Origin of the sequence: Amycolatopsis sp. PS_44_ISF1 (assembly GCF_032335455.1) — a bacterium.
Taxonomy (GTDB): domain Bacteria; phylum Actinomycetota; class Actinomycetes; order Mycobacteriales; family Pseudonocardiaceae; genus Amycolatopsis.
In genome coordinates this window covers 1,702,673-1,728,078 of sequence record NZ_JANUXO010000002.1, presented here as the reverse complement: position 1 = coordinate 1,728,078, position 25,406 = coordinate 1,702,673, and the positions used below count along the sequence as shown (strand labels likewise).

The window sequence follows — 25,406 nt, the reverse complement described above, 5'->3', positions numbered from 1 at the left end:
TTACACTCTTCTTCTGTGGTCGCTTGGCATTGCCATCATCGGATCACTGCTGCTCATTTCGGCCCGGATGCGCCACCGGCGCTGGCGAGACCCGCAGCGGCTGTTCACCTGGGAGCAGAAGAGGCTGCTCCTCTACCGCAGCGGGCACCGCTGTGAACACAAGGTACTGCTCTGGACACGATGCCGGACTACCACGCAACTGGAAGCCGATCACGTCCTGCCGTGGAGCAGGGGTGGTCATACTCAACTCTGGAACGGAGCGATCCTGTGTCAACGGCACAACCGTCGCAAATCGAGCCGTGTCCCCACCACCTTCTACCGCTGGCGGCTTGCACGTCGCCGGGCAAAGTGCTGATCGTCATGTCCCGACGCCGAACCTGCGGTTCTCGCCGGCTCGACCCATGCATTGTCAGGTGCACGCCGGATGTGCTGTTCTACGCCGAGCGCGCCGGCTTCACTGTCGTGCAGGTGCGCGCAGCATCGCGCGATCCGCGCTGGGTGAACCGGGTCCGGCGGCAACCTGCCCCGGTACATCAACGCAAGCCCCGGTATCGCTACCGCGGCCGCGGTGTCGCCGTCATCGCCGAGGGAACCACCGCCATTGCGGTCATCGTCGACGGCCCGCGCAAGATGCCTCCTGCCGAGTCGCGGCGCTTCACGGATTCAGCGGGTGACCCGGCCCCATCGTTCCCGGTGTGTTCGCGCGGCCGGTCGTGACGGCCCGCGTCATGAGGTACGGGCCATCTGAACGGAACTCACATGACTACGCCGCCATCCTTCTCGTCACCGACAGGGCGGCCGGCATCGTGTGCAAACTACTTGTCGGCGCCTTGCAGATCACCGAACTGGGCGGCGGGTCGTTCGACGTACCTCGATATCGCGTCGCAGCGCTCTCACGCGACGGAAATCCCCGGCGACCGGCCGGCGCCCTGCTCACAGTCCGGGAACGTGAAGTGCTGAGCTGGGCCGCGCTGGGGAGATCGAACGCCGAGATCGGCAGCGAGCTGTACATCTCCACCGAGACGGTGCGTACGCACATGGCACACGTCCTGCGCAAAGTCGGTGCAGTCAATCGTGCCAACGCCGTTCATATAGCGCACCTCAGGGGTTTGCTCTTCCGGATGGAGGGCGGGCAATGACGTCGGGTTCGCGCCCAGAGGCGAGGTCAACGCAGGGATTTGAAAGCCGCACCGCACGTCGAAGTAATACGCTCAGTTGGACGGGAAAAAGGTCTTTTGGAATCTGACCCGTAAAAATCAAAGACAACCGGAGCCCTGGCTCGGGAGTGTTCTCGGTGTCAGGCGGGAGGTGAAAGCCGATGGACAAGTTACTTGCCATTCTCTCGGTAAATAAGGGAGATATCGTGCAAATCGGCTTGACGGAGTATTATTTTCATGTCACCGATGTCGTGGAACTGAGCCATCCGGATGCTGGTGGCGTGGTGTGGCATGGCAGCTACTTTCAGTGGAAAGATCACAAGTGGAGTAAGCCGACCGTCGTGCACATGCACGAAGGCAAGCCGAGGCCCATGGTCATCGATCAAGCTACGCGTGAAATGTTCGGCTGGAATGAGATTGTTTGAAACGATCGTGTCGTTCGCGTGATGTGTATCGCGGCCACGATAAACCCTTCGTGCGACTGGGAATCAGCACGGGTGCCGCTCCAGCCGACCCGTGATTTGGATAAGGAGATTACGCCATGAGTGAACAAATTCTCGTTGCTATCATTGCCGTCCCGCTCGATCGGGCTAGTCCTCCCGCGTTCGACCGGGGGCACCTGATGATCGACGAAGTTTCGGATACATCGACGTTTGTTTTCGACGACCCCGAGACAGACCTGGCGGCGCTCGTCGACGGTTTCGATCCTAGTGTCGGACTTATGCCCGACGGATCACCGACTGTCGCCGTCGTGCGACGTGCCGGGCACATCATCATCGACGACCTCAAGCAAGCGCTTGAATCCTCTGGCACATGTTCCGTTGCCGTGGCCGGGTACCGCCTGTACATTTCCGGCGGTGTATCCGCAGGCGATGGCACCGATGCCGCCGAAGCGATCTGGAACGCCGGCATGTTACCCGGCACTGTGCTTCAGGCCATGGGCTTCATCGTCAACTACGACAGGCCGCTGTCCCGCTCCAACGGCGGCACCGGTCGTGTCACCGACACGGACGTAGTCGACGCGCTGGCCCTGGGCCTCGGCACAAAACTCGACTGGTCCTGCCACGATTTGAACTGGATTGCAGATGCCATCGGGACGGTGCGCGCACGCCCTGGTGATGCGAAGTGTAGCCCTGAAAAATATTTCACTGAATTCATCGATAAGTTTACGTTCAATCCGGGTAATGATGATTTTCTCATCGGTTACGTCGATGAAGCCGTGCCGGTGACGGGTGGCAACCACGACAACAACGACGAGCGTGCAGGCTGACCTCGGTCCCCGCGGCCGTCCAGGAGTCTCGACCTGTGCGGTGTCTGCAGGTGAGGGTCCCGTGATCGCGCGGGCGCCGCCACCGCACCATGTCGAGGACCCGTCACCGCCTCCGATCCGCTGGCTTTGTGTTCAGGTATCTGACCTGCTTGCTGCGCTGTATTAGCTGTCACGCTGGCATGGTGATGTTGTCGACGGTTCTCCCGGTGCCGTGGGTAGATGGTGCCAGGTGAGCTGTGAATTCGGCGATGACAGGTACTGTGACGACGCATAGAGTGTAGACATGACCGACGATCACGACATGCGGGACATGCGGATGCCGAAGTTCAATGCGCGCATTGTTCCGACGAGCCAGATCAGGAACGAGCACCTCGACGAACTGGTGAAGCGTTACCGGCAAGGCGAGGACACTCCGCTGTTTTTCGGTGACGGCAACCAGCCGGAAGCAGCTGTCATTCCCTTCAGGGTTCTCATGGTTCTCATGAAGAGGCAATTCGCCGATCACGAGAAAAACGAGCGTACGTTTCGAGATGAGCTGTCGAATCGGATCAAGAACGCCGACACGCGCCGTGCTGCCGGTGAGGCCGATGTGAACGTGACGGTCAGGCAACTCGCCGAAGGCCTCGGTTCTGTCGGTCGGGAGTGGGCCGAGAAGCGCAATAGCGCGCGATCTGGTCAGGCGGATTGCGATGGATAGGCTTCATCGCATCAGTTTCGTGGTGTTGCCTGGTTTCGAGGACGACCTCCGGGCGCTGCACGCCGTCGCAGAACAGGACCGGCATAGCCCGGAGAGCCGACTTCTGCGCGTGGTTCTCAACAAGCTGGAGCATATCGCCCAGGGCGAGCGACCCACGCACTCGCTGGCATGTCCACCCGAATACCCGGACCTCTCCGATTGTGTGACCACCTACGTGTCGCCGGACCAGGACCGGAAGCCCTCACACCGGCTGGTCTGGCGGGAACGGATGCCCGACCATCCTGGCCAGCCGATCACCCGTGAGATGATCGCGCTCGGAGAGCGCGACGCGGCGCAGGCGTACTATCTGGCCGGCCAACGCCTAGGTCGTCCCGTGGGCTTTACGCTTGCCGAGTTGCGGAAGCAGCGTGAGCCGATCGCGACGTCACCTGGGCAGCGAAAGCGACAAGTTGATGTCGCGGAGCCACCCCCGGCTGAGCCGGGTTTCGAGTGGGGCTGATCGTCACACGCCATACTGCTGGTGACCCGGTGCGCCCCGGGCGACTGACGTGACGGTTGCCGCATCGGCGATCGGCCACTGCGTATCCGCCGCAGCCACGGCGCGTCGCCGCGCACCTGACGATTCTCCGAGCCGGTGACGGCCGGACTGCTCGAACGCTGAGAGCAGCTCGTCTTCGACGGACACGCTAATGCCGCCGGCGCCCGCGGAGTTCCTGACGGGACCGGGCGGCTGTGCGGTGTCCACCGGCAGCATGGTCGCCATCCACCTGCCCGGCTTCATCGTCAGAGGCTGGTACTTCTGCGAGGCGCCCGAGTACACCGTCTTCTGGCCGATCCCTGCGCCGGCCTCGACACCCGCCGACCGCCCACTACCGAAGGAGATCTGTGATGAGCACCCTCATGACCGAACGGGACGAGGCCGCCGGAGCCACCCCGGAGCGCTACCACTACACCCGCGTCGTCGAAGTCGGCGGACGCACCGTCCGAGCCCGCGTCGAACGCGGCCTCTACCTCGATCAGAGCTGCGCCGTCGCCGAAGTGCTCAACGGTCAGATGACCTGGACGAGCCTCGCCGCCGACGCACCTGCCAACTGGTGGTACGACACCCCGAGCCCCGCCTCCACCGTCCGCACCGGGACCGTCCTCCGCCCCCTGACCGACCGTCTGCTTCAGCGCGCCGCCGGCATCCTCGCTGACCCACCGACCACGACCACCATCTCACCGCACATGCACGGCGCGATCAGTGCGCTCCTGGCAACCTCTTACGGCTTCAACGCCGAACGCCGTATCGACCCCGACGAGATCACCTGGGCCTACACTTACGGCGGCGCGCTGCACATCATCGAACACCCCGACGGGGCCGTCACCTTCACCAAGGCACACCACGAGGACTGCCCCTTCCTCATCAGCCAAGACAGGCGGGACTGCGACGATGAGTGCGACTTCGCGCACCCCGCCGACGCCGAGCGCGACACTCACAGCTGATTGTCCGGCTGACTACGAGACGGCTGACCTGCCATCCGGTGTGAAGATGTCCGATCGTGCAGAGTCCCGGTGATGCCGTCGCATCACCGGGACTCTTTTTGTCCTAACCCAGTGAGACGACCATCCTTGCACGTTGTAATCATCCTGACGGGTGAACGCTCCGTCTCCTCGGCCGTTTCGCGCTGCGTGTCGTGGGTGGTACCCAGGCCATCCGGACCGGATTGGTGTGGTGAATCCCGCGATTGGCACGACCGATACGGATTCGGCTAGATCTCCCAATCCGGTTCGATAACCGCTGTCTGGCCTCTTCTGGGTTCGTAGTCGACCGTCTCGATGATCGACCGGGTCGCCGGGTCGCGGCGTGTACCGATGACGCGGGCGTGGGACTCTTCGAACTCCCGCTGGGCTACGACCCGGTGCGCGGCGTCGAGCCTCGCGTGGACGTTCATGGATGCGAACTCCAATGCCGAGTCCACCGACGACTGCGCCGCCTGCCTGATGGCGCTCACCCTCGGTGTGTTCTGCGCCCGTTGCTGCGCCCAGCGGGCTTGGTCGTCGGGCGTGACGTAGCCGAACATCCCGGCGAGCCGCGATCCGTACCGGTCCTGCTGATGCTGTTCGTCGCTCATGACTGCTCCTGTTCTCGTTCGGCCGCTTGATCGCTGTCGTGCCCCGGACGGTGCTCGCCGGGGTCGGTTCCCCTGGCCGCGTATCCCCAGTCGAATCTGGTGTTCGCCTGGGTCGTGTGCTCTGTGCCTGCGTAGTACACCCGGGGTTTGGTCCGTTGCTCGTGGACGAACCGGACCGGATCGTCGACGGCGTCCTGCAGCGTCGCCGGCCAGTCGTGGCCGAAGCTCAGCATCAGGGTCGCCTCGACACCGGGGTGGTGTGCGGCGACCTCCTCCATCGCGTCGGCGAACGCGTTCGAGTAGACCTCCTGCTGCGCCGCCGACGTCAGGCCATCGACGGCCATACTCGCGAGCATGCTCTCCGCCTGGTCGAGTCGCTGCCGGAGCAGGGGAGGCAATCCCCGGGTGTCGAGGCCCTCCTGCCTCGCGGCGAAGCCGACGAGGTAGCCCATGACACTGCCCGCGTAGGCCTGCTGGTCGTCGCGCTGCAGGCCGTCGAGCATGGAGGTCACCATCGTTTCCGCCAACTGGGCCTGGTGGGTGTCGGGGTCCATCGGGCGGCGCAGCGTGAACATCCCGTCATCGGGAATCGGGTGCCCGAGCTGGTCCTCGAACTCGCCGGTCCAGACCTCGTGCACCCGGCCGGTGCCGGTCATCGCCCCGGTGTGGGCCGGGGCCTTGACGATGCGGCCATGCGCCATGCCGTTGAACATCAGGCGCAGCTCCGGCTCGGACTCCAGCCGCTCGCCGATGATCATCCGCGCTCGCGTGACGACCTCCTGCCGGTCCAGCCCATCCTCGGCCATCTGGCCGCGCAGCCGCCGGCGCATCGCGCGGTAGCTGGCGTAGATCTCATCGCCGTCGGTGTCCGGGGCGCGCATCCTCCAGAAGGCATTCTCCATGAGGGCGACCTCGGTCATCGCTGCGGATTCCGGGGTGAACATCTCGCGGTGGCCGCGGTCGCGGTGCTCCATCGCGTTTACCCGGTCCTGCCACCTCTTCGACAGGTACGCGTTCCGGTCGGTCTTCTTGCCGTCGCGGTGTGCCAGGAACTGTTCGTCGCCTGCGAGTGCCGGATTGCGGGAAAGTTTGGCCGCGGTGCGCGCGTCCACGATGTCGTTGTGCCTGATCGCCTGGAGCTCCGCGAACGACAGCATCGACACTGCACGGGCGTCGATACGATCCTGGATCTTGTCTTTGAACGGCTGCAGGTAGGCGTTCATCTCCTCCCGGAAGTCGGGGGAGAGCAGCCGCATTGCGGTCATCATGCCGGCGGCCTGGATGATGGTACTGGGGTTGACCCCGCGGGCAAGCGGCTTGAGGCAGCCCTGCATCATCATCTGCATGTAGACCTGATGCATGACGTTGAACTCTCGCTCGCGTTCGTCGTCACTGAAGCCCGGCACCAGCAGGTGGGAGTCACGCAGTGATCGCATATATTTCTCACCCGCCAGGGTGGTTTCCGCCCGGAGCGTGAGCAGTTGCTCGTGCAGGTCCAGGCTGTCGTCCCCCGCCGCAGCCCGCTCCTCGTCTGCTGCGCGTCGGCGCGCCCGGTCAGCCATTCGGGCCCAGGTCGTCGCGCCGAAGAAAGTGCGCGCGCTGTCGCGCAGGCGGTGCCGTGCGTGCCTGTCCCGCGGCTCCCACTCGCCGACGACCTCGGCGTCGTCGATGTCCTCCTTGCTGCCATTCCAGGAACGGGCGTAGGCGTTCCGTGGCCGCTCCGGTTGCTCGTCTCCCGTCCCGGGCCGGCTGCCTGTGGTCGAAACCGGCAGCGTCTTGGCCGACCGGCCTCGGGCCTCCAGTGCTCCCGGTTCGGTGTCCTGCGTCATGTCAGAGTCCCATCGCGTAGTCGTCGGTATCCGGCTGGCCCCCGGGGTCGAAGGACGGTGCGCCCGCCGGGCGGCGGGTGCCTGCGCCGACCGCATGCGGTGAGCGCCGGTGCGCGCCCCGGGCCCGTGCCGGGTCGGCAGTGGCGACCACGTCGGGTTTGACCACTGCGGCGCCGACCCGGACGTCTATCGCCGGCGTGTCCAGATCGCCCGGGTGGGTGGTGCCCAGCGCGCGATCCATCTCGATCAGGGCCTTGCGGGTGCCGGCGGGGGCGAACTGCCGGTTCTTCTCGCCGTCGTAGACGCTCGCGCGGCTCCTGGCCGCCTGCAGGAGGACGCCGAAGTTTCCGCCGTAGGCCATCTGGTCCATCAGGGGGCCCGCGAGCGCCGGGTCCTCCTCGAGGTTGCGGATCAGGTGTGTGTCCGGGTCGTGCAGGGCGTGCGCGACCCGGGTCACGTAGTCCGGGTTGACCATGACGCCGAAGCCCTCTGGGGAGGTGTAGAACTCGACGAACTGCGCTACCCATTCCTCGGTGGTGGCCTGGACCGGCTGGCCGTCGGTGATCTCGGGCCGCCACTGGTTCGGACCGGCGTGCTCGAGCCTGCGCCCGCGCCACAGGTCGCGTCCGGGGCCCTGGAGCATCTCGTACTTGTGCCGGGCCTCGGCGGCGTCGTGCTTGGCCTGCAGGATCGCCTGCGTCACGGGGTAGGTCACCTCCAATACCGCTTTGAGGTCCGCGTCGCGCAGCGCCCGCACCGCCCGCTGGCTGAAGGAGCCGCCCAGCCCGGTGCCGTGCGCCTTGATCGCCGTGGCGAACATGGAGGCTTCCTGATCCGCCTGGGTGAGGCCGGGCGTCCCCTGCTCGTCGCCGAGGTTGCGGGCGTAGCCGGCGAGTTTGCGCTCGTTGCCCTTGGCTCCGGTCTCGACGCAGACCTCGCGCACGCTGTCCAGATGGGCCGCGTGGGTGTGGAACACGAGTGCCGTGCCGAACTCGCTGCGCTGGGCGTCCCGGTAGAAGGCGCTCAGCCGGCCTGTCACGTCTTCCCGGCGTGCCCGCGTGGTGTCCGCCGGCTCTGCCTCCGCACCCCAGCAGATGAGGTTCGCTGCACCGCTGAGCTGGTCTAGCTCCTGGCCCAACGTACGGCTTTTCGACAGCGCGACCTGCGTGTCGAGCGAGATCTGCATGGCAAGCGGGTGCGTTCCGCGCTCGTTCCGCACACCGGTGTCCAGGAGGTTGGCCGGGACGGAGAGCTTCTGGTGAGCCTCGGCTTTGGCCGCCTCGCTGTGCAGCTTGACCACCGCGACCGCGTCCCCGTCGAAGTCCCCGTCGAAGCACTGGTCCATCACCGGGTTGATCGCGGCGCCGGTGAGCCGATCATCAATCGCGACCCGCAAGTAGCGCACACCCGCGTCCCGCAGGACCGGGTCACGCCACACCAGCGCGTGATCGCCCTGGGCCAGGCCCAGCTGCGAGGCCGTGGCCGAGCTGATGGCGATCTGATCGACGTCGAGCCGCGGGTCGGCGGTCCAGACCATGGTCGCCGAGTCGGGCAGCCGCGAGGACATGAGTCCGGTCTTGAAGATGTTGCTCTTGCCGGTGAGCACTCGGTTGCGCACGTCGGTGGTGATCGCCTCGAAGGCCCGCTGGGCCCGGGAGATCGCCTCGCTCATACCCTGGCGAAGGTCGGCGCGTTTGCCCGACGAGAGCCCGTGGCCCTCCAGCTGCTCGGCCAGGTAGCGATAGCGGCAGGCCTCGACGAAGACGTCCTGGTAACTGCGGGTGTGGTCGTGGGTGACCGAGGTCCCGTCGTCGAACTCCTGGCCGCTGCGCAGGTGCGAGGAGAGCACGGGCAACCTCCAGGAGCTGGCGGTCACCGTCTCGGTCTGCTCGCCGCTGGGGTAGGTGAGCGCGAAAGGCAGCTCCATGTCGCCGCCGCGGTCGCCGATGAGGTGGCCGAAGACCTTGCGCATCGCCGTGGTGTTCAGCCCGGGGGACTGGTCTGCCGCGCGGGGCTGGGTGCGCTGCAGCTCGGGCATGGGGATCAGCCGGCGTTCGGGTCGTTCGTCGACGCCGTCGACCTGCCCGACCACCCGCAGGGTGCCGTCGGCTTCCATGTCCAGGCCGACCACGAGCAGATACTCGCGCAGGTTCGCCTCTGCCTCGCTGTTGGGACTGTAGAACTCGTGCATGATCGCCGGGCAGCCCTGCGACTGCAACGCCCACGCGAGCTGGGAGGACGCCTTGCGACCCTTCCCGGCGCGGACCTGTTCGTCGTCGTAGATCTTCGTCTTCTCGTCCACCGCCATGTGCGTGACGATGAAACGCATCTGGCCGAGGGTGCCGCGCTGGTACTCGCCGTCGGGGGAGAACAGACCCGCGACCCGTCCGGTCATCAGCTCGCGCGCCGAACCGGCGTTGCGCCGGGAGATGAGACTGAACGGGCTCATGACGACGTCAAGGTCCGCATTGGCCCTGAACCAGGCCACCTCCTGCTCGATACCGTGCTCGCGGGCGTCCCCGGTCGTCATGAACCGGTCGACGATCAACGAGATGACCCCTTTGTTGCCGTGCAGATCGCTGATCTTGTCCCCGACGACCAGATCGCGCAGCAATCCGCCGGCTCCGCGGATCTGGTGCTCGGCCGCGAACTCCGCGCTGACCACGATCGGGTCGTCGGCGGTCCATCCACCGAAGGTCATCAGCGCGGTGCCGGTGGGCTGGGTGACCGTCGAGGACTGCATGATCGTCGAGGCGGTCATCTGCTGGCGGTCGAACGGGTCGAAACGCAGTGTCGCCAGCTCGGGGCGGGTCATCAACGGTGTCCTCGTGCCCCGCAACGTCGCCGGGTCGCCGGGTCGGATCGACCCGCCGGGCGTGACCTCGGCGTCCGCGGTGAGGTAGCGCACGATGCCCTGATTGGTGGCGCCTCCGGTCATCACCGGGTCGAAGTAACCCGCCGGTGCGGCCACCTTGTTGTGGTCGAGTCCGGTCAGCACAGCCATGTTCCGGCCGCCGGTGCGGCGCCAGGCGTCGAAGTGGTTGTCATCGGCCGGGTCGATGTGGTCACGCCGGGCGCGGTACTCCGCGTAGACGGTGGAGCCTTGCTTGATGTCGTTGGAGTAGCGCACCCGGCGGGCCTCGGTCTCGAGGATCGCCCGGGTCCACTCGTCCAGATGCGGGGTGATCCGGCCCGTCGACTCGTCACGCTCGTGCGTGGTCGCCCGTTCGATGAAGTCGACGGGATGCTTGGTGCCGTAGAGTTGCCGATACACTGCGTTGAGTGAGCCCGGCTCGCCGACCTGGCTGCGGCCTGACACGATATCGCCGGCGAGCTGGTACTGGATCCGTTCGTGCATGAGCTGTTCGTAACCGCGCAGAACCGTGCGCTCCTCCATCGAGACCGGAGCCTCGCCCGGCTTCTGCGCGGCGATGCGGGCCTCATACCCCGCGACGATCAGGGCGTTCTCGCCGCTGGCGAACCGCGTGACGATCTCACCGTGTGCACCGACGTCGAAAACCTGACCGATCTCACCGGAGACGGGCGCGACCGTCCTGTCTCGGCGAAGTTTCCCGCCGCTCCAGCGGATGACGCCCTGCTCGTCGATCAGGATCTCCCGCGGTACCGTCGCGTTGCGGACCAGGCTGTCGCGTACGGTCTCACCGATGCGGCGCATGAACGCCGACTCATGGTCGTCGATCGGCCGGGCATGGTCGGCGTCGAAGCGCACGATCCGGTCCTTGAAACGGGTCGTCTGGAAACCCGAGCCCATCATCTCGTCGGCAGGGACTTCGCAGCGGCGCAGTGCCGATGCGAGATTGTCGAGATTGGACCACTGGCCGGTCGGGCTGGTCATGTACTTCGCGACCCGCGCCGGGTCGAAGCGCAGGCGGATCCATGCGCCGTCGACGTCATGGTCCTCGGGCTCCCACGTGCCGACCAGCTCGAAGGGCACGTCCTCGGCGTGCGCGCGGACTTTGTCCGGCGCCGTACCGTGGTATGCCAGGTTGCCCAGGTCGGGCAGCTGGCCGGCCTGCAGCTCACCGATCTTCTCCAAGCGCTCGCGGTACATCTGCTCGGTCGCCCCCGGCCGCAGCAGCTCGCTGCGCGCCCCGCTCAGCACGTCGAAGTACGCGCGCTGGATCGCCGCGATCTCCGCGTCCGACGAGTACTCCGGCTGCTCCAGCTCATCGAGGACTCCGCCGGTACGCTCCAGTTCGGCGGCGGCGTGGGCGATGAGCCTCTCGACGCCGAGTGCCGTGTGCAGGTTGTCCCGCGCGCTGTCCACAGCCGCCCGCGCATAGGCCTGAGCGGGCTCCGCGTCGACAAAGAAAGTCGGCAGCGAGCGGTTGTTCGCGTCGCGGCGCAGCCACATCTTCCACCCGGGCTGGGAATCCGGCGCACCGGGGACCGCGTAGTCGGCGACGACGAACATCGATTCCCGGCCGATGTGGTAGGCGTCGGGAACCTCGGCGATGGTGCGTCCGCGGCCGTGCTCAGGGTGGGTTGTGCCGGCTTCGCCAACGGCTCGTCCGGGCAGGTCGGTCCGATCGATCCGCTGTCCCTGGGCGAAGCGCAGCAGCCGTACAGCGTCGGCAGGGGCGGGGGAGGGTACCGCCATGGCTCCCGACACCCGGTAACTGGTCGAGAAGCGCAGCACCGTGCCGCTGTCATAGATGCGGGCGCCGGCATACTCCTCCTGACGCGTGTCGGTGAGCCGGACCTCCATGCCGGTGCCCGAGATCCGGGCCTTGATCTGACCGGTCTCGCGGTCGCGCGCTACTTCGTAGGGCACGCCCTGGGCTTTGAGCTCTTCGAGAATCGCCGCCGACCGTGCGATCGCGCGCGGGCTCATGAACCGATGGGGGTCGAGGATGCCGGTGTGCGGGTCACGGCCGCCGTCGATGACCCAGCCGCGGACCTGGTCGTACTCCTGCCGGCTCATCTTGTCCATGAGTGCCGTGAGTCCCGCGGCATCGTCGGTTGTCATCGCCGGCCCGGCTTCGTGCGCCCGGCCCTCGTCGTCGATGCGCCAGAGCATCATGTTCCCGTGCCGCGGACCGGCGAGGGCTCCGACTTCGCCGGCCGCCACACGCATGATGGTCTCGTCGGGAACATAGACCAGGGCGGTTCCCGCCTGCTTCACCGTGGCCCGACCCGACCAGTCCGGCGAGTACGGGCTGACCGGCAGCCATGCCGGTGCCGGGCCCGGCTGCGCGCCCACACCAGTGATGGCGGTGAATTCCCGCTGGAACTGCTGGTAGCGGGGATCCCGGGGGGAATGATCGCCGAACAGGGGCGCGCAGCCGGGCAGGTTGTCGGAGAATGCCTGGTCGAGGGCGCTGAGGAAGTCCGCGACTGCGAGCCTCGTGTGCGCCATGCTCCAGTGCTGCCCGTCCGGAGCGCGCGGCCTCTCGGCAAGGACCGCGTCGACGTGCGTCCGGATGGCTTTCGCCTGGGAAATCGGAACGATCTGCCCGGTCTGCTCCCGTGCCTGCCCGACAGCCCTGTAGAACACGTACTCGTAGAAGTACCCGCGCAGTCCATATGCCTTCTTCATCGCTCATCAGCCTCCTGCGGAGCCCCGGATTACAGCCACCCATAAAGCATAAAACGACGATTCAGTGCGAGTCGATAGGCAATTCGAAACGTGGTCTACGCGGATGTCCTCACGCGCGGACCTTCAGGATCGGAATTCGGCGAGCCGTGTCAACTCGACGTCATCTCGGTGGCCATCGCCCGGTCGAAGCTGCCGCCGGCGAGGTCTTCCCAGCTCGGCAGCGAGGCCAGGTACTGGTAGAAGGCTGCGTGGACCGTCACCGTCGCCAGCGACCGCAGGTCCTGCTCGGTCACGTCCTGTTCGGCGAAGACCCGCGAATCCCTGTCGCGGATTTCCCCGTTGAGCCGACGCGCCGCCTCGGCGTATTGAGCCGACCGTGTGTGGCTGATGTATGTCGTCGACCCGTCGGCGCTGCGCAGTTCGCCGTCGCGGCCGGGCGAGAAGTGCTCATGGTCCTGCTCCAGGTCGACCTGCGCCGTCTTGTACGCCTCGCTCAGCTGCAGGTCGAGGCTCTTGACCTTCGCCGAACCGTCCGGGTTGACCAGCATTTCCCGGCTGATCGTGCCCTCGGCGTACATCTTGCGCTGCCGCTTCCTGCTCGCCGCCTCGCGATCGGCGACCTCCGCGGCCACCAGGACGTTGTCCACGAACTCGTCCTCACCGAACATCATCGTTGCCTCGTAGTCGTCGGGGTCGACGACCACCGGGGCGTGCGAATCCAGGCCGGCGCCGGTGGCCATCAGTATCGCGACGACCTCCATCACGTCGTCGGAGTAGACGTCCGGGTCCAGACGCGCGATGTCCACGTCCCTGTACCCGTAGGTCTCCTGGTAGAGCGCTTTGGCGTCGCCGGAGCACACCGCCTGGCGCATCCGCTTGTCGAGCATCTTGACGAAGTCCGGCTGGTTGGTCCGCACGTCGAAATCGATCGCCGACGACAGAGTCGGGATCGTCTGCAGCGAGTACTCGTGCCCCGGGTGGACGATCGTGTGCTGGAACAGCCGCCACGACATCGGCAGGGCGAGGGCGTTGCGATTCCACACCGGCGCGTCCCCGGCCCGGAAGACAATCGAGTTGCGCGGCGCGAGGAACGCCAGGTCGTTGTAACTGATCAGTGGTTCTTCCCTGGTGTTCATCGTGTAGGAGACGCGTCCCTCGGTCTTTCCGCCCACCATCTTGTCCAGGTCCCGGCTGATCTGCTTGGAGTCGACGTACGACCTGTGGGTCTTGCCGCTCATCTTCTCAAGTGTCTCGATCATCAAGTCGTCGGTGGATTTGAGGAACACGATGTTGCTGGTGTTGCCCTGCACGATCTTGTCCACAGACTCGCCGTAGAGGTCGAGCAGTTGCTGGAGGGTCTGCAGGATCAGCGTGAATTCCTGTGACTGGCCGAGGCCGATCGAGAGCATCGTCGCGAAACCGGCGATACCGTGACCCTCGGACTGGAGGTTGCCGAGTTCATCGAGCATGAACCGGGTCTTGTACAGCGGTTTCTGGTCACTCTTGGTCATGTACGACTTGTCGAAATTCAGGTCAACCAGTTGTTTGACCAGAATCAGGATGAGCTTCGCGTATTTGGACAGGTGCGGGGGAGTCACCAGGAACACCGCCTTCGGTGACTCCGAGTACCGTACCGTCATCCGCGTGATCGCCCGCGTCTCGCCGGAGATCTTCGCGGGATTCCCGTCACCGGAGAAGTCGAGCCGGGTGTGCGGGTACATCGTGTCGCCGGCCGCGAACGAGACGATCCTCCCGCCGTGCCCGCGGTCGTCGCGCTCGGGACGCAGCTCGCGCAGCACGCCGTTTTTGATGATCTTCTTGCCCGTGACCGCCTCGATGACGAAGTGCCTCCCGTTGAGCGAGACCTGGCAGTTCTTCTTGAAGTGGAAATAGAAGGTGCGCACCAGCATCTTCGACTGCGGGTTGACCAGTTCAAGCTTGATCCAGCCCTCGTCCGCGGGGAACTTCCCTTTGAAGTAGTACCGTGCCCAGCCCTCGGTCGTGACGATGTCACTGTGCCCGAAGTCCGCACCCAGGTCTTCGGTGAACATCGGATCGCCATAAGCCGACCACACCGCCTGCAGGCCCTTGAGGTGGTCGCGCTTGAGGTAGTTCGGGGCAAAGCGGACGCCGAAGCGGCGGGGAAAGCTCAAGCCGCCCAGATCGGTGTTCTGCGAAGGCTTGCCGCTGGTCAGTGTGGAGATCGTCGGGTCGGTGAAGAACGACATGGCGGTGATCGCGATACCGTAGACCGAGGCGAGCATCTTCTCCGCGCCGGCCATGGCGCGCAGCGCGTTGTTCGCGTTGCCGATGAGCGTGCGCATGGTGTTGGTCGGCAATGCCTCGGTGGCGTTGAAGAACAGGGTGAGCATGTCCTGCTCGGCTTTGCCCTCCCAGAGGAAGTCTTTGTCCGCAACCTTCTCCTGCTCGGAGTCCAGAAGTTGCGGGTCGTCGTCGAACTCGCCGGCTTTGATCCGCTTCTCCAGCTCGGCCGCCGGGTTCTTGAGCTTCTTCGAGGTCAGCTGGACGAACAGCTGATAGCAGTTGTAGAGCGAGACATGCCCCCACATGTCGTCGAGCTTGCTCTCCAGCGTCTCCGGGTCCATTCCCGTTGCCGCCGCCGCGTCGCGAAGCTCGCGTTCCTCCTCCAGGTAGAAGTCGATGAGTCCGTAGGCGGCACGCTTGAACGCGTTGTTCGCCGCGTTGGGCCACACCGGGTCTTCGGCACCGTCCAGGGGAAAGAACACATCGGCGATGTTCTCGACGTACAGCGCGCACTTGGTGCTGTCGCCCTCGCGGGCGGCCTCGGCGGCCAGGCCGAGCACGTTGTAGATGTCGGTCTTCATCGAGTTGATCAGATTCATCTGCACGGGCTCGAAGCCTCGGGTGACCAGTGCGATGTAGAACTTCACCAGCAGCTCGCCCTTGGGGTCGTTGACCACCATGTTCGACGGCGCCTTCTCCCTGCTCCACATGTCGATCATCTGCTCGATGTAGGTCTGCCCCTTGCCGGCGCGGGTGATCGCCAGGACCATGGTGTTCACCGGCGTGGTGTCGACTATGTACGCCCCGGCCGGACGCTGGACCTCGTACTCCGGGAACTCCCAGTCGGCCCTGATCAATTCCGCCACGGTCGGGTAGGGGCCGAGCTTCTCGTGGTTGCGGCCGTCGGGGTTGTACGGGATCAGCGTGGCGTCGTACGTGCGGCGCAGGCTTCGCTCCCGAGGCACCCCGGACGCCTCGAACAGATCGTCACCGAACCGCTCGTCGATGATCGGCAGCGTCACCGTCAGCGGATTACCGTCCGTATCGTCCATGATCTCCCCGGCGTAGTAGACGAGTCTCCCGTCCTTGTCGATGACATCCGTCTCGGCGCGCTGGGCCACCTCGACGGTCCCCAGACCCTTTCGCAGGAGCATCATGTGGCTGATCATCGAGTTCGCCTGGACGCCCGAGTGCGCGCCCGCATCGGGGAACCAATCGTAAATCCGCTGGATTTCCTCGGGCAGCGCAATGTGTTGGTCGTTCTGGTATTGATTGATGTCCGCCGTCGTGGTCATCAGGTTCGCCGCGGCCACCCGCCGCGACGCCCAAGTGCCGACGGCGGTCATGACCAGCAGACCCGCGCCGATGGTGGCGAAAAACTTGAACGCCGAGACCGTGACGAGCTGGCCGGCGATACCCGTCTCGCGCGGATGGGAGCGCGCGTTGCCCGTTGTCGGCGCGTCCGCGTTCTCCGGGGCTTCGGCCGTGGTCCACCAGCCGGGGACCGGAACCTCTTCGATGGCCCGGTAGCACCGTGACCCGATTTCCGGATTACCGCTCTGGTTCACCGGGCGGTAACAGGTCACCGGCACACCGCCCCTGCCGGTTGTGGTGTCTTCGACGTAGTACGAGGCCTGCGACCCGTTGTGGCCGCCGAGGACTCCTGGCCGCCGGTCCAGGGTTATGCCGGCCGAGAGTAGCGCTGCGCAGATGACCGAGTAGAGGATCCAGGCCGTGATGGCCACGAGCACTCCTGTGACCATCGCCGCGACGATGCCGGGTGCCTTCGACCGCCGGGCCTGCAGCCTGCCCCGGTCGAGCTGCTGGTCGTCGTACACGTCCCGACTCGTGAGTGTCTCGCCCGACGAGCGGGCCGAGATTTTGTCCCAGCTTTTCGCCTTGGGACTCGAGGACCGTCGCTTCCTCACTCGCATCGCAGGTTCTCCTCCCGAAACGGCTTTGTGCACCGGACCGAACCCCCGGCCGGTAACGGCGCGCATGTTCGCTCTCCCGGTACCGGCGGGTCGCGCCGCCAGGTCCCGGCCGGTTCAGCCGCCCAGGGCGCTCCCGGCGATGAACCCCGCCAGACACGCGAACAGCGCCACCGCGATCATCAGGACGAGAAGAACCCGGATCCACCGCCCCTGGATCTCCACCTCCCGCGCCAACGGCGCCTCCGTTTGCTTCAGGCGTTCCGCCCAGCGGCTGTTCGCTGAGCTTTCGGCCGTGTCCCGTTCCTTCATCAGATCGGCTGTACGCGCGATGTAGGACTTCACCTGCTCTTGCGTGACACCAAGGCGATGCTGCCATTCCGCGTCGTGGACCCGCATGCGCGCGGACGCGTCGGCGCGGATGCGTTCGAGCTCCCCTTCCATCAGGCGGATCCGCTCGGTGTGCTCGTTCCGCATCGTCTCCATGTGTGCCTCGTGTTCGCGGCGCGCAATCGCCACCGCGTCAGTCGACCGCTGATGCTCGGCGAGAGTTTCGGCATGAGCGATGTCGGCCTTGCGGTTGTCGTCGACCATCCGCTGGATCTCGGTTCTCCACTGGGCCAGACGTGCCGCCTCGGCGGCCAGGTACTCCGACTGGCGCTCGGCGAGCACCTCGAAGATCTTCGTGGTCCCTACCTGCATCATCAGCGCGGCGTCCGCCCGGCGCACACGCAAGATCTCCTGCTGGTCATGGGAGTACGCGTTTTCCACAATGCGGTCGATTTCCGCTGCCGCGTCGGCCTGATCCCGCTGCATCCTCGGGCGGTGGCGCTCATCATACCGGATCTCGGCATCGAGAGCCGCCTGCTCCGCACGTTTTTTCGCTTCGTGCTCGTGGTCGTGGGCGATCCGGGCCTTGGCCTCCCGGATCTGCTGCTCTTTCGCCGACTCCCGCTCGCGATGTGCCTGCTCCGCGCTGTCCTTGATGGATTTGTATCGGGAGCCGTCTCGATCGGTGGCCACATCCCGGATGACCTGCTGGGCGTGCGCCGACAGGAGCGTGACGCAGAGGACCTGCAGCTCGGCTTGGTGGGTATGGCGCAGCTGGGTGAGGTCGGCGTTCGCCTGCCGGGTGAGCTGGGCGACCTGGGCACTTAGCCACTCGGTCGTGCCCTGAGGCACATCAATCTGCACGACCGATGCGGCGATCGCGAACGTCGCGTGAAATTCGGTGAGCCGCACTTCGAGGTCGAGCTCGTCGGACAGGAACCGGCGGGCGATCTCCTCCCGCGTCTGGTCCTGATCGGCCAGCTGTACCACCTCATCACCGTCCAGGGGGTGGATCGGCACGTCGTCGTCGTCCTCGTCGAATTCCTCCATGCCGCCGGTCTCGAGGAAGGCCGGGTCGTCGTCGACCGTGGCCGTAGGCTCAGCCGGGACTTCTGCGTTCCCGGCGGGGGTGAGGGGCTCGTCGGTGAAGACCGGTTCGTCAACCGGAAGCGGGTCGAAGATCGCGTCACCGTCGTCGGCACCCGCGCTCTCGGAGGCTGCTTCTGCCTCGGCGATCGCATCGTCGGTGTCCTCGGTGATCGTCGTGCCGCTGTGTCTGCGCCATGCCTGCGGGCCCACAGCGGCCTCGAGGGTCATGCTCTCCGCCAGCACGGCTTTCGCCCGGGCGACGGTTGCCCCGCTGACCAGGTCGATGTCGACGTCATCGCCGGGCTTCGGCCACACCACGGCCCAGCTGTATTCGGCGTGACGGAGGAGCGCGAATTCTTCCATCCGCTCCAGTGTCTCCCCGGTGGGGATGATCCCGAAGTAATCGTCTGCCAGCATCTTCGCCGTCGCCAGTGTCTGAATGTGGTCGGAGCCGATGAGCTGGATGATCGAGCCCTTCGCCTCATCACGCCCGTGACGCTTGCTCAAGCCGCCGATTGCGTCGGCAAACAGCACGAGCATGACCCACGCCGTGCCACTGGGGAAGACGAACGGCGTGTTCGACCGGAGGAGATCCACGGCCGCAGGGACCGCAGTTTCCCTGACCACCGAGGACAGAAGCTCGTCCGGCTTCTTCCTCCGCTCCTTCTTCCGGGTTCCCGTCGCCGAGCCCAGTGCGCCCATTGGTGTCGTTCCTTTCGGCGATAAACACAACAGAATTGATTTTGGCGATTGTTGGCGACGAATTGCAGCGTATTGTGCAACGTACGTCGGTGTCGTGTTCGGACGAGGTCAGCGCACCGCGCTGACCTCGACGTGCGCATCAGAGGTGAGCAGCTTTTTGTCATCGCTGACCAGGTCTCCCAGGACGTCGATCCGGATCCGCTGTTCCGCCGGGTGCTCGTTGATGAATGCCGCCACTGCGGTCGTGACCTCATCGGTCATCTTCGCCACGGCTGCCCGGGCGCCGCCGGCGTCGGAGTCGGTGTCGGCCTTGTCCTCGATCAGGTAGCGGAGCACCCTCGCGTCGATCGTGACCCGCACGTTGTGCTTGATGAGCACATCCTGGACCATCGAGTGCAGTTTGGTGCGTACAATCTTCCTCTGCGTTGCCAAGGACAGCGGCTGGAACGGCACGATGGCGTCGATACGGCCCAGCAGCTCGGGTGGCAACCGGTTGTCCCGGGCGGTGTGCGAGAGCGAATGCCGGATGAGTTTCTGATACCCCTCCAGCTGCCGGCCGGAACCGGTGTCGTCCTGAGCGTAGTCCGCGATCGTCCTGTAGATTTCAGAACCCGCGTTCGTGGTCAGCACGATGTAGGTGTTGAGGAAGCTCACCTCCCGGTTGTGGTCGTCGGAGAGCCGACCGTCGTCGAGGATTTGCAGGAGCACGCGCGTCACCATCGGCGAGGCCTTCTCGGCCTCGTCGAACAGCAGCACCGCGTGGGGCAGCGCCCAGACCTTCTTCGTCAATTCGGACCGGAAACCCGCCAGTGACGAGTCCTCGGCATACTCGGTCATGTCGAACCGGATGAGGTGACGCTGGTCGTCGCCGAAGAGCAGGCCGGCTAGTTGCTTGGTCAGCTCCGTGTTGTGTGTGACCACGAACTGGCCGGCCTGATAGAGGTGCTCGTCGTCGTCGATGCAGATGCAGGACGCGGGCTGCCGCTCCGGCAGCTTAACGATCGACGTGATACCCACCATGTCGAACTTCTTCATGCGCTCGCGACCCGACGTGGCCTCCGCCGCCGCCTCGGCGAGCCCCCGCTTCCGCGGGAGTGAGAAGAACAGAGGCTTGTCCTCATTGCCCACTTTCACGTACACGGTGTGCTCGGCTGCCTCTCGGCCGTTCTGTCGCACTGGAGCCCGCGTACGCAACGAGCTGGCGACACCGAGAGAAAACAGTATGTCGCGTACGTCCCGGGCCAGCCCCAGCGAGGTCGTTGCGAAGGAAACGGCGAAGCCGCCCGTCGAGCTGTCGATGGTGCCATCGGTGTCGAACAGGCCACGCACCAGCTCCCAACGCTGCTGCACCGACCCGTGCCGATACGGCCGCGGGATGCGACGCTGCCGTGAGTACGCGCCGATGAGCTCGGGGACCGACGCCAGCACATCCTTCGTCTGGAACAGCGAGTCATGCCCCTCGGTCGCACCGACCCCTACCGGGAACAGCCAGCTGTAGTTCTGCGCGGACTGCTGCTTCGGAGCCGACCCCAGCCATTCACCGACCATCCACACTGTGTGGCCCGCGTCGGCCGCGCTCGACGACAGCGTCAGCTGCCGCTGCGTCAGGCACCCGTTGCCGATAAGCACACCCAGCACGTAGGGGTCGACCTCAAGGTGCTGCTCCGCCCATTCCACCGGCTCGTTCGCCGGGATGAAAAATTTCAGGTGTGCCCGGGAGTCCCCGGTATAGGTGCGCACGACGCCGCGCGCCACTATCTCCTCGGTGCTCAGCACCATCGGCGCGACGTCCCGCCCTGAGTGCCGCTTCGAACGCTGTCCGGCTGTGTAGACTGCCCACAGATGCGCGCCGGTCACATCCAGTGTGCGCCCGTCCCAGAACGCGACCCGGTAGACGTCGCCCACGCCCTGCGGGAACACTCCGAGGACCTCTGCCGGTGTCCCACGGCGAGTGAATACGCGATCACCCGGGACCAGGTCTCCATGCCGTTTCCAGGCGATGGATCCATCCCGCGGGCAGACGGGCACCTGAGTCGAGTCGACACACGCCTTCCCCACGCCGGTACTGCCGGTGAACAGGAACGAAGCCTCCGGGCGCGACTTGTCGTTCAGATCGGCCACCGACAGTTGTAGCCGACGCGCGACCACACGGGTCGCCAGGTCCTGGCTGTAGACCTTGGCGTCCAGCTGCTGCTTGATCTTCGCACCGTCGACCTGAAACGCCACGTTGACGCCGAGGGATTCCTGCAGCACGTCCGACAGCAGGCCCCGATCGATCACGCGCCCGGTGAGCCGGTGCCAGCCGATCATCGAGTCCAGCACCAGGATCGACTTGCGGGGCTGCATTGACGCCGGCATGTAGCGCTGGGTGTACTCGTAGATCATCCGGAAGAGGCGGTCGTCGTAGAACTGGTCTGCGACGTCGTACTGCTCGGCCATGTCCCGCAGGATCTCGAGAGTGGTGTCCCGGCCCGGAGGCGTAAGGTTAATACGCTGCAAACGCTCGACCAAGGGCTGGTTCGGCGAGATGTGCTTGTGGAACTCGCCGTAGGTCGTGGCCGCGATCACCCTGAGGCCGCGCGAGCCGGATGCCGCGAGCACGGGCTTGATCGCCTCGACGGCGGCATCGGACAGTTGAACGATCTGGTGGAACTCGTCGATGAACAGCACCAGCTCGCGCCCCCCGCGCGCGACGAAGAGTTCGGCCTCGTCGAAAAAACGCTTGATCATCGCGGCCATGTTCTCAGCGTTGCCGGCTTCGGAGATCATGCGAGCCGGGTCCACCTCGAGATACAGGCGGTCCGGATCGGCCCGCATCGTCGCCTGGACCAGCGAGGTCTTGCCCATGCCCGCTTCGGCCAGGAGCAGCGCGTTGCACAGCTCGGGCCGGCTCATCGACGCTAGCAGCTGCAGCTTCTCGTGCTCTCGACCGATGATCTCGCGTGGGGGACGGGCGAGTGGAACCGACAACTTGGCCAGCAACGGGTAATGGTCTGAGAATTCTTCATCGTGGGACATGCTGGAATGACCTCGTGTCGAGAGCGGGATGTGTCGGATTGCTCAGCGGCGTGTGTGCTGGACTCCGTAGCTGACGCTCGCTCAGTCACCACCCCTGCCGATGCTTGCCACGAGACTTATGCCGGGAAGAGGGTGCTTGTGCCTGAACCGGGGACAGCGATCACCGCGATCCGGAACTCCGTCCATCGCGCCGGTCCGCAACTCCACGTCGTGGTCCTGCCATCGCGTGCTGGTCGAATCGGGCACGTAGCCCTCGCCTGATGCACCGGATCGAGCGGCCGGGGCTGCCGGCCGCTGGCCGCTGTGCTGAGTACTCGGAGTCGCCGGCGCGGATCTCCCGTCCGGTCCGGCATTCTGCGTGATTTGTGTGTTGCCGCGGAAGACTGCCGCGTTCGTCCACCTTTTTGCCTGGCACGGCCCCAGGGGCCAACCCCGGGGCCGTGCCGGTGGCGCCCGCAGCGCAGAAAGCTCAGCCGATGGCGGGCTCGTTGACCTTGGCCTGCTCGGCGACCCCGGTCTGCTCTGCGGCCGGGGCCCTGCCCTGCACCGCGCGCATCAGGGCTGCGGCTCGGACGGAATCGAACTGGTTGTTGAGCGTGTCGCCATCGACCTCGAAGTCGGAGGGCTGCACCGATTTGGTGTTCACCACCAAGCCGGTACCGCGTGTAACCGGCATAACGTTGGCTTTAAAGCCGTAGACCGTGCCGATCTGAGTACCGTCTTTGTTCGCGATCGGCTCCCTGTTCGGGCCCGCTGCCTTGATAATCTCGGCCATCTGGTTGGTCGAGTACGGTACGCCGTAACTCCAGCGAGGCTTGTTGTCGTCACGCTCGACGCGTTCCGACCGCAGATGCAGGTTCGTCTGCCCTGACGCCCGCGAGTCCCGTGCGTCGACCTGAACGTCGACGTACTGCGTCTTGCCGTCCTTGGTCAGGTTGGTGGGGAAGACCCGAGCGAGGAGGTTGATCTCGGTCATTGCGCCCTTACCCTTGAGAGATACCATGATCTCGTCCTTTCGTGGGGCTGGAAGTCAGTTGGCGGACTGGACGGTCTTATCTGCATGGTCCGAGATGAAAACGGCTGTGCCGGCCGGACGTCTATCACTCTAATGGCCGTGGAGACAGTCGACAAGCACGTGAATCATCTATCAGAAAACGACTCTGTCGAATTCGATAGGTCATCGGCCTCCGGAATGCAAGTGGTCACCGTGGCTGTGCCGGTCACGACCGCGTCGATGTGCGCTTGCAGGCGCACCGCCAAGCCGGAGCCCAGCGACGAAGCAGCCGACCGCCGCGCCGGTCCTGCCTGCTGGTGCCGTGCACGTAGCTCGGCGATCGTCGAGGGCACCACCAGGACGCCGGGCCCGTCGTGATTCCGGGCGGAGGCCGCCAACTCGCGCGACACCTGGGCCATCGTCGCGACATCGTCGACCGGGAGATCCGTGATCGCCTCAGCCTGGCCGGACTGGTCGAGGTAGGCCATCGCCCCCAGGAGCAGCCGGCGACGTTCGGCGGCGGCCGACAGGAAGATCGACCGCGACTGCGGCCCGACCTGGGCGCGGGCGACGAAGTCGGCGCCGAGATGATGCAGGTCAAGGGCCTTGACCTGGTGGAAGTCGTGTGTTTTGACCGCCTCGATCGCCATAGTGGTGGAGGCGTGGCCGGCCGGGCTTCCGGGGTCGGCTGTGAGACCGGACCGCAGCAGCAGGCCGGATGTGGACAGGTCGGCGCGCAGAGCCTCGACGCGTTCGGCATAGACCCGTGCCATTGTCGTCATGCGGGCATCCAGTAGCGCCTGACCGGCGGTGCCCCCAGCAAGGTGCCCTCCTCCGGGCTGGTCGTAGATGTCGCGACCCAGTTGCTCGGCCTGCACGGGGTCTGTCATCCGCTGTAGCGAGGTGTCCTGGCGCAGAGCGGTCAGCGAACGCATCCGCCGGCCGTACTCGGTAACCTGCCGCAGTCGCTTGTGCCAGTAGCCGGTGTTCCCGAGGAACGGCAGGAAGTGCTGGTACTTGGCCATCACCCGCCGGTGATAGTCCGACTCGAAACGATAGAAGTCATACAGCGGCCGTGAGACCTCCGCGGCTGGATCCCTCTCGTGCGCCCGTTCCCACTGGCGGGAGAGGTCGCGGTAGACCTCGGCCTGGGTTCTGTGGTGACGCTGCCGGATCGCGTAGCTGCGCAAGCGGAATCCGAAGTGCACCAAGCTGTCCGCGGCCCTGGCGTGCTGGCGTGACGCCATGTGCTCGTAGTCCGTCCCCATGACCTCGAGCATTGGTGTGCGCACCCGCAACTCGGCCTGGGGGAGATCCCGCAGCATCTGATACACGGCACTGACGGCCTGCGCCGTGATCTTGGCACGATCCCGGTCGGGAAGCTGGTGCCGGTGCTGTGGCGCGCGGTCTTCGTTCTGGCGCCACTGGTCAATGTGGCCGGTGACTTCTTCTACCGCTGCAGGTAAGGGGAGGCCAGCGCGTTCCAGTTGCTCGGTCACCAGTTGGGTGACCAACCGGTTGCCCTTGCGCATGCGGGCGTCATCCGAGCCTGCCCGCCACAACGTCCGGTCGGCGGGCAGGCTCGCCAGCGCGAACTGGGGTAGTGACTCGGCGTTGATGCGCTCGTGTGCCCAGCGTTTGATGAACGTGGTGACGTTGCGCCGGTCGTAGTCGGCGGCGGTAAACAGGCTCGCCACTGCCTGTTTCCCGCGAAGCCAGACGTCGATCCCACGGCGCAGCGAGGACTTGTGCCGCTCCAGCACCTTGCCGCGCTGTGTGCCGTCCTTCATGAGCGATCCCGTACCCGCGTCGAACATGGCCAGGTGACAGTGCACGTGCTCGGTGTCTACCTGGATGACGCCGATCCAGCGGAGGTCGTCGAATCCGCTGCCACCCGCGCCCATCCGATCCAGGCCGTGCCTGATGGCCATGCGCAGCTTCATCTGGTCAAGGTGGCCGCGGTAGTCCCCGCGGTCGTGGTATCGGAAGCCCTGATCGACGATGCCGTTCTCTCGAAGGAAGTGTTCGGAGAAGGAAAGCACCGTCTTGAGCACGGTCTTGCCGCTCTCGAAGGCCGTCTGGATGTCCCTGGCCGCGGCTCGAAGCTGCTCGTCCGACAGCGAGATCGAGTCATAACCGAAGGCCACGCCGCCGGCCCCCTGGGCCCGCCGCATCGCCGCCTTCGCCGCGTCGCGCGAGACCCCCGGGTGCCTGACGGCCGATTCGCGCGCCCTGTAGCGGACGTTGATGTCCTCAGCACGCAGCCGCCGGATGGGGGCCAGCGGCTCCGTGGCCCGACCGCGGGCCATGTAGCGGATGACGTAGTCGCCGGGCGTCGCTCCGCGGGAACCCGCGCCACCGGGGCGCGGCACACTGAACTCGTTGACGATCACCACCGACTGCTTCAGACCCACGGCATGGTCCCCTGTCTCGTGAACGGCATCACTTCG

General features: G+C 65.6%; 17 protein-coding genes. 8 read left to right on the top strand and 9 right to left on the bottom strand.

The window, feature by feature from the left end:
- Nucleotides 1-67: 67 nt before the first annotated feature.
- From NYF13_RS36765 to NYF13_RS22060, 7 genes are all read left to right on the top strand, one after another.
- On the top strand, nucleotides 68-355 hold the full coding sequence (locus NYF13_RS36765; RefSeq protein ID WP_396287699.1) for an HNH endonuclease: 288 nt from the start codon (nucleotides 68-70) through the stop codon (nucleotides 353-355).
- A gap of 71 nt (nucleotides 356-426) precedes the next feature.
- On the top strand, nucleotides 427-717 hold the full coding sequence (locus tag NYF13_RS22085; protein ID WP_315659294.1) for a hypothetical protein: 291 nt from the start codon (nucleotides 427-429) through the stop codon (nucleotides 715-717).
- Nucleotides 696-1,139, top strand: a complete 444-nt coding sequence (locus NYF13_RS22080) for a LuxR C-terminal-related transcriptional regulator (protein ID WP_315659293.1) — start codon at nucleotides 696-698, stop codon at nucleotides 1,137-1,139. The genes NYF13_RS22085 and NYF13_RS22080 overlap by 22 nt, the downstream gene beginning before the upstream one ends.
- Before the next feature lie 179 nt (nucleotides 1,140-1,318).
- A complete protein-coding gene (locus NYF13_RS22075; protein WP_315659292.1) occupies nucleotides 1,319-1,582 on the top strand; it encodes a hypothetical protein in 264 nt (87 codons plus the stop codon).
- Nucleotides 1,583-1,698: 116 nt separating this feature from the next.
- Entirely contained in the window at nucleotides 1,699-2,427 is a 729-nt protein-coding gene (locus tag NYF13_RS22070) for a hypothetical protein (RefSeq protein ID WP_315659291.1), read from the top strand.
- Nucleotides 2,428-2,710: 283 nt separating this feature from the next.
- Nucleotides 2,711-3,124 carry a hypothetical protein gene (locus NYF13_RS22065; RefSeq protein WP_315659290.1) on the top strand — a complete coding sequence of 138 codons (414 nt, stop codon included), beginning with the start codon at nucleotides 2,711-2,713 and terminating at the stop codon, nucleotides 3,122-3,124.
- 19 nt (nucleotides 3,125-3,143) lie between these two features.
- The gene (locus NYF13_RS22060; RefSeq protein ID WP_315659288.1) at nucleotides 3,144-3,623 is read left to right on the top strand and encodes a hypothetical protein; all 480 of its coding nucleotides are present in this window, start codon (nucleotides 3,144-3,146) and stop codon (nucleotides 3,621-3,623) included.
- A gap of 3 nt (nucleotides 3,624-3,626) precedes the next feature.
- On the opposite strand, the gene NYF13_RS22055 is transcribed toward NYF13_RS22060, so the two are convergent.
- Nucleotides 3,627-3,887 carry a hypothetical protein gene (locus tag NYF13_RS22055; protein WP_315659287.1) on the bottom strand — a complete coding sequence of 87 codons (261 nt, stop codon included), beginning with the start codon at nucleotides 3,885-3,887 and terminating at the stop codon, nucleotides 3,627-3,629.
- 125 nt (nucleotides 3,888-4,012) lie between these two features.
- Between NYF13_RS22055 and NYF13_RS22050 the strand changes: the two genes are divergently transcribed.
- Nucleotides 4,013-4,609: a hypothetical protein gene (locus tag NYF13_RS22050; RefSeq protein ID WP_315659285.1), complete on the top strand. Its 597-nt coding sequence runs from the start codon at nucleotides 4,013-4,015 to the stop codon at nucleotides 4,607-4,609.
- A gap of 266 nt (nucleotides 4,610-4,875) precedes the next feature.
- Here NYF13_RS22050 and NYF13_RS22045 read toward each other — a convergent pair whose 3' ends face one another.
- From NYF13_RS22045 to mobL, 8 genes are all read right to left on the bottom strand, one after another.
- A complete protein-coding gene (locus NYF13_RS22045) occupies nucleotides 4,876-5,238 on the bottom strand; it encodes a hypothetical protein (protein WP_315659284.1) in 363 nt (120 codons plus the stop codon).
- Complete coding sequence (locus tag NYF13_RS22040) at nucleotides 5,235-7,067, bottom strand: hypothetical protein (protein WP_315659283.1); 1,833 nt, start codon at nucleotides 7,065-7,067, stop codon at nucleotides 5,235-5,237. The genes NYF13_RS22045 and NYF13_RS22040 overlap by 4 nt, the downstream gene beginning before the upstream one ends.
- Nucleotide 7,068: 1 nt before the next feature.
- The gene (locus NYF13_RS22035) at nucleotides 7,069-12,627 is read right to left on the bottom strand and encodes a hypothetical protein (protein ID WP_315659282.1); all 5,559 of its coding nucleotides are present in this window, start codon (nucleotides 12,625-12,627) and stop codon (nucleotides 7,069-7,071) included.
- Between the two features lie 149 nt (nucleotides 12,628-12,776).
- Complete coding sequence (locus tag NYF13_RS22030) at nucleotides 12,777-16,892, bottom strand: type IV secretory system conjugative DNA transfer family protein (protein ID WP_315659281.1); 4,116 nt, start codon at nucleotides 16,890-16,892, stop codon at nucleotides 12,777-12,779.
- Between the two features lie 48 nt (nucleotides 16,893-16,940).
- Nucleotides 16,941-18,944, bottom strand: coding sequence for a hypothetical protein (locus NYF13_RS22025; RefSeq protein ID WP_315659280.1), 2,004 nt, complete (start codon nucleotides 18,942-18,944; stop codon nucleotides 16,941-16,943).
- 108 nt (nucleotides 18,945-19,052) lie between these two features.
- Nucleotides 19,053-21,962, bottom strand: a complete 2,910-nt coding sequence (locus NYF13_RS22020) for an AAA family ATPase (RefSeq protein ID WP_315659278.1) — start codon at nucleotides 21,960-21,962, stop codon at nucleotides 19,053-19,055.
- Nucleotides 21,963-22,431: 469 nt separating this feature from the next.
- On the bottom strand, nucleotides 22,432-22,938 hold the full coding sequence (locus NYF13_RS22015) for a hypothetical protein (protein ID WP_315659276.1): 507 nt from the start codon (nucleotides 22,936-22,938) through the stop codon (nucleotides 22,432-22,434).
- A 164-nt stretch (nucleotides 22,939-23,102) separates the two neighbouring features.
- Complete coding sequence (mobL, locus tag NYF13_RS22010) at nucleotides 23,103-25,370, bottom strand: relaxase MobL (RefSeq protein WP_315659275.1); 2,268 nt, start codon at nucleotides 25,368-25,370, stop codon at nucleotides 23,103-23,105.
- Between the last annotated feature and the right edge of the window lie 36 nt (nucleotides 25,371-25,406).

Bases quoted from the DNA above. Each gene is read 5' to 3' on its own strand.
- NYF13_RS22020 (WP_315659278.1), bottom strand. From the start codon at position 21,962: ATGTCCCACGATGAAGAATTCTCAGACCATTACCCGTTGCTGGCCAAG.
- NYF13_RS36765 (WP_396287699.1), top strand. From the start codon at position 68: ATGCGCCACCGGCGCTGGCGAGACCCGCAGCGGCTGTTCACCTGGGAG.
- NYF13_RS22065 (WP_315659290.1), top strand. From the start codon at position 2,711: ATGACCGACGATCACGACATGCGGGACATGCGGATGCCGAAGTTCAAT.
- NYF13_RS22030 (WP_315659281.1), bottom strand. From the start codon at position 16,892: ATGCGCGCCGTTACCGGCCGGGGGTTCGGTCCGGTGCACAAAGCCGTT.
- NYF13_RS22070 (WP_315659291.1), top strand. From the start codon at position 1,699: ATGAGTGAACAAATTCTCGTTGCTATCATTGCCGTCCCGCTCGATCGG.
- NYF13_RS22055 (WP_315659287.1), bottom strand. From the start codon at position 3,887: ATGGCGACCATGCTGCCGGTGGACACCGCACAGCCGCCCGGTCCCGTC.
- NYF13_RS22025 (WP_315659280.1), bottom strand. From the start codon at position 18,944: ATGGGCGCACTGGGCTCGGCGACGGGAACCCGGAAGAAGGAGCGGAGG.
- NYF13_RS22045 (WP_315659284.1), bottom strand. From the start codon at position 5,238: ATGAGCGACGAACAGCATCAGCAGGACCGGTACGGATCGCGGCTCGCC.
- NYF13_RS22015 (WP_315659276.1), bottom strand. From the start codon at position 22,938: ATGACCGAGATCAACCTCCTCGCTCGGGTCTTCCCCACCAACCTGACC.
- NYF13_RS22075 (WP_315659292.1), top strand. From the start codon at position 1,319: ATGGACAAGTTACTTGCCATTCTCTCGGTAAATAAGGGAGATATCGTG.
- NYF13_RS22035 (WP_315659282.1), bottom strand. From the start codon at position 12,627: ATGAAGAAGGCATATGGACTGCGCGGGTACTTCTACGAGTACGTGTTC.
- NYF13_RS22050 (WP_315659285.1), top strand. From the start codon at position 4,013: ATGAGCACCCTCATGACCGAACGGGACGAGGCCGCCGGAGCCACCCCG.
- NYF13_RS22040 (WP_315659283.1), bottom strand. From the start codon at position 7,067: ATGACGCAGGACACCGAACCGGGAGCACTGGAGGCCCGAGGCCGGTCG.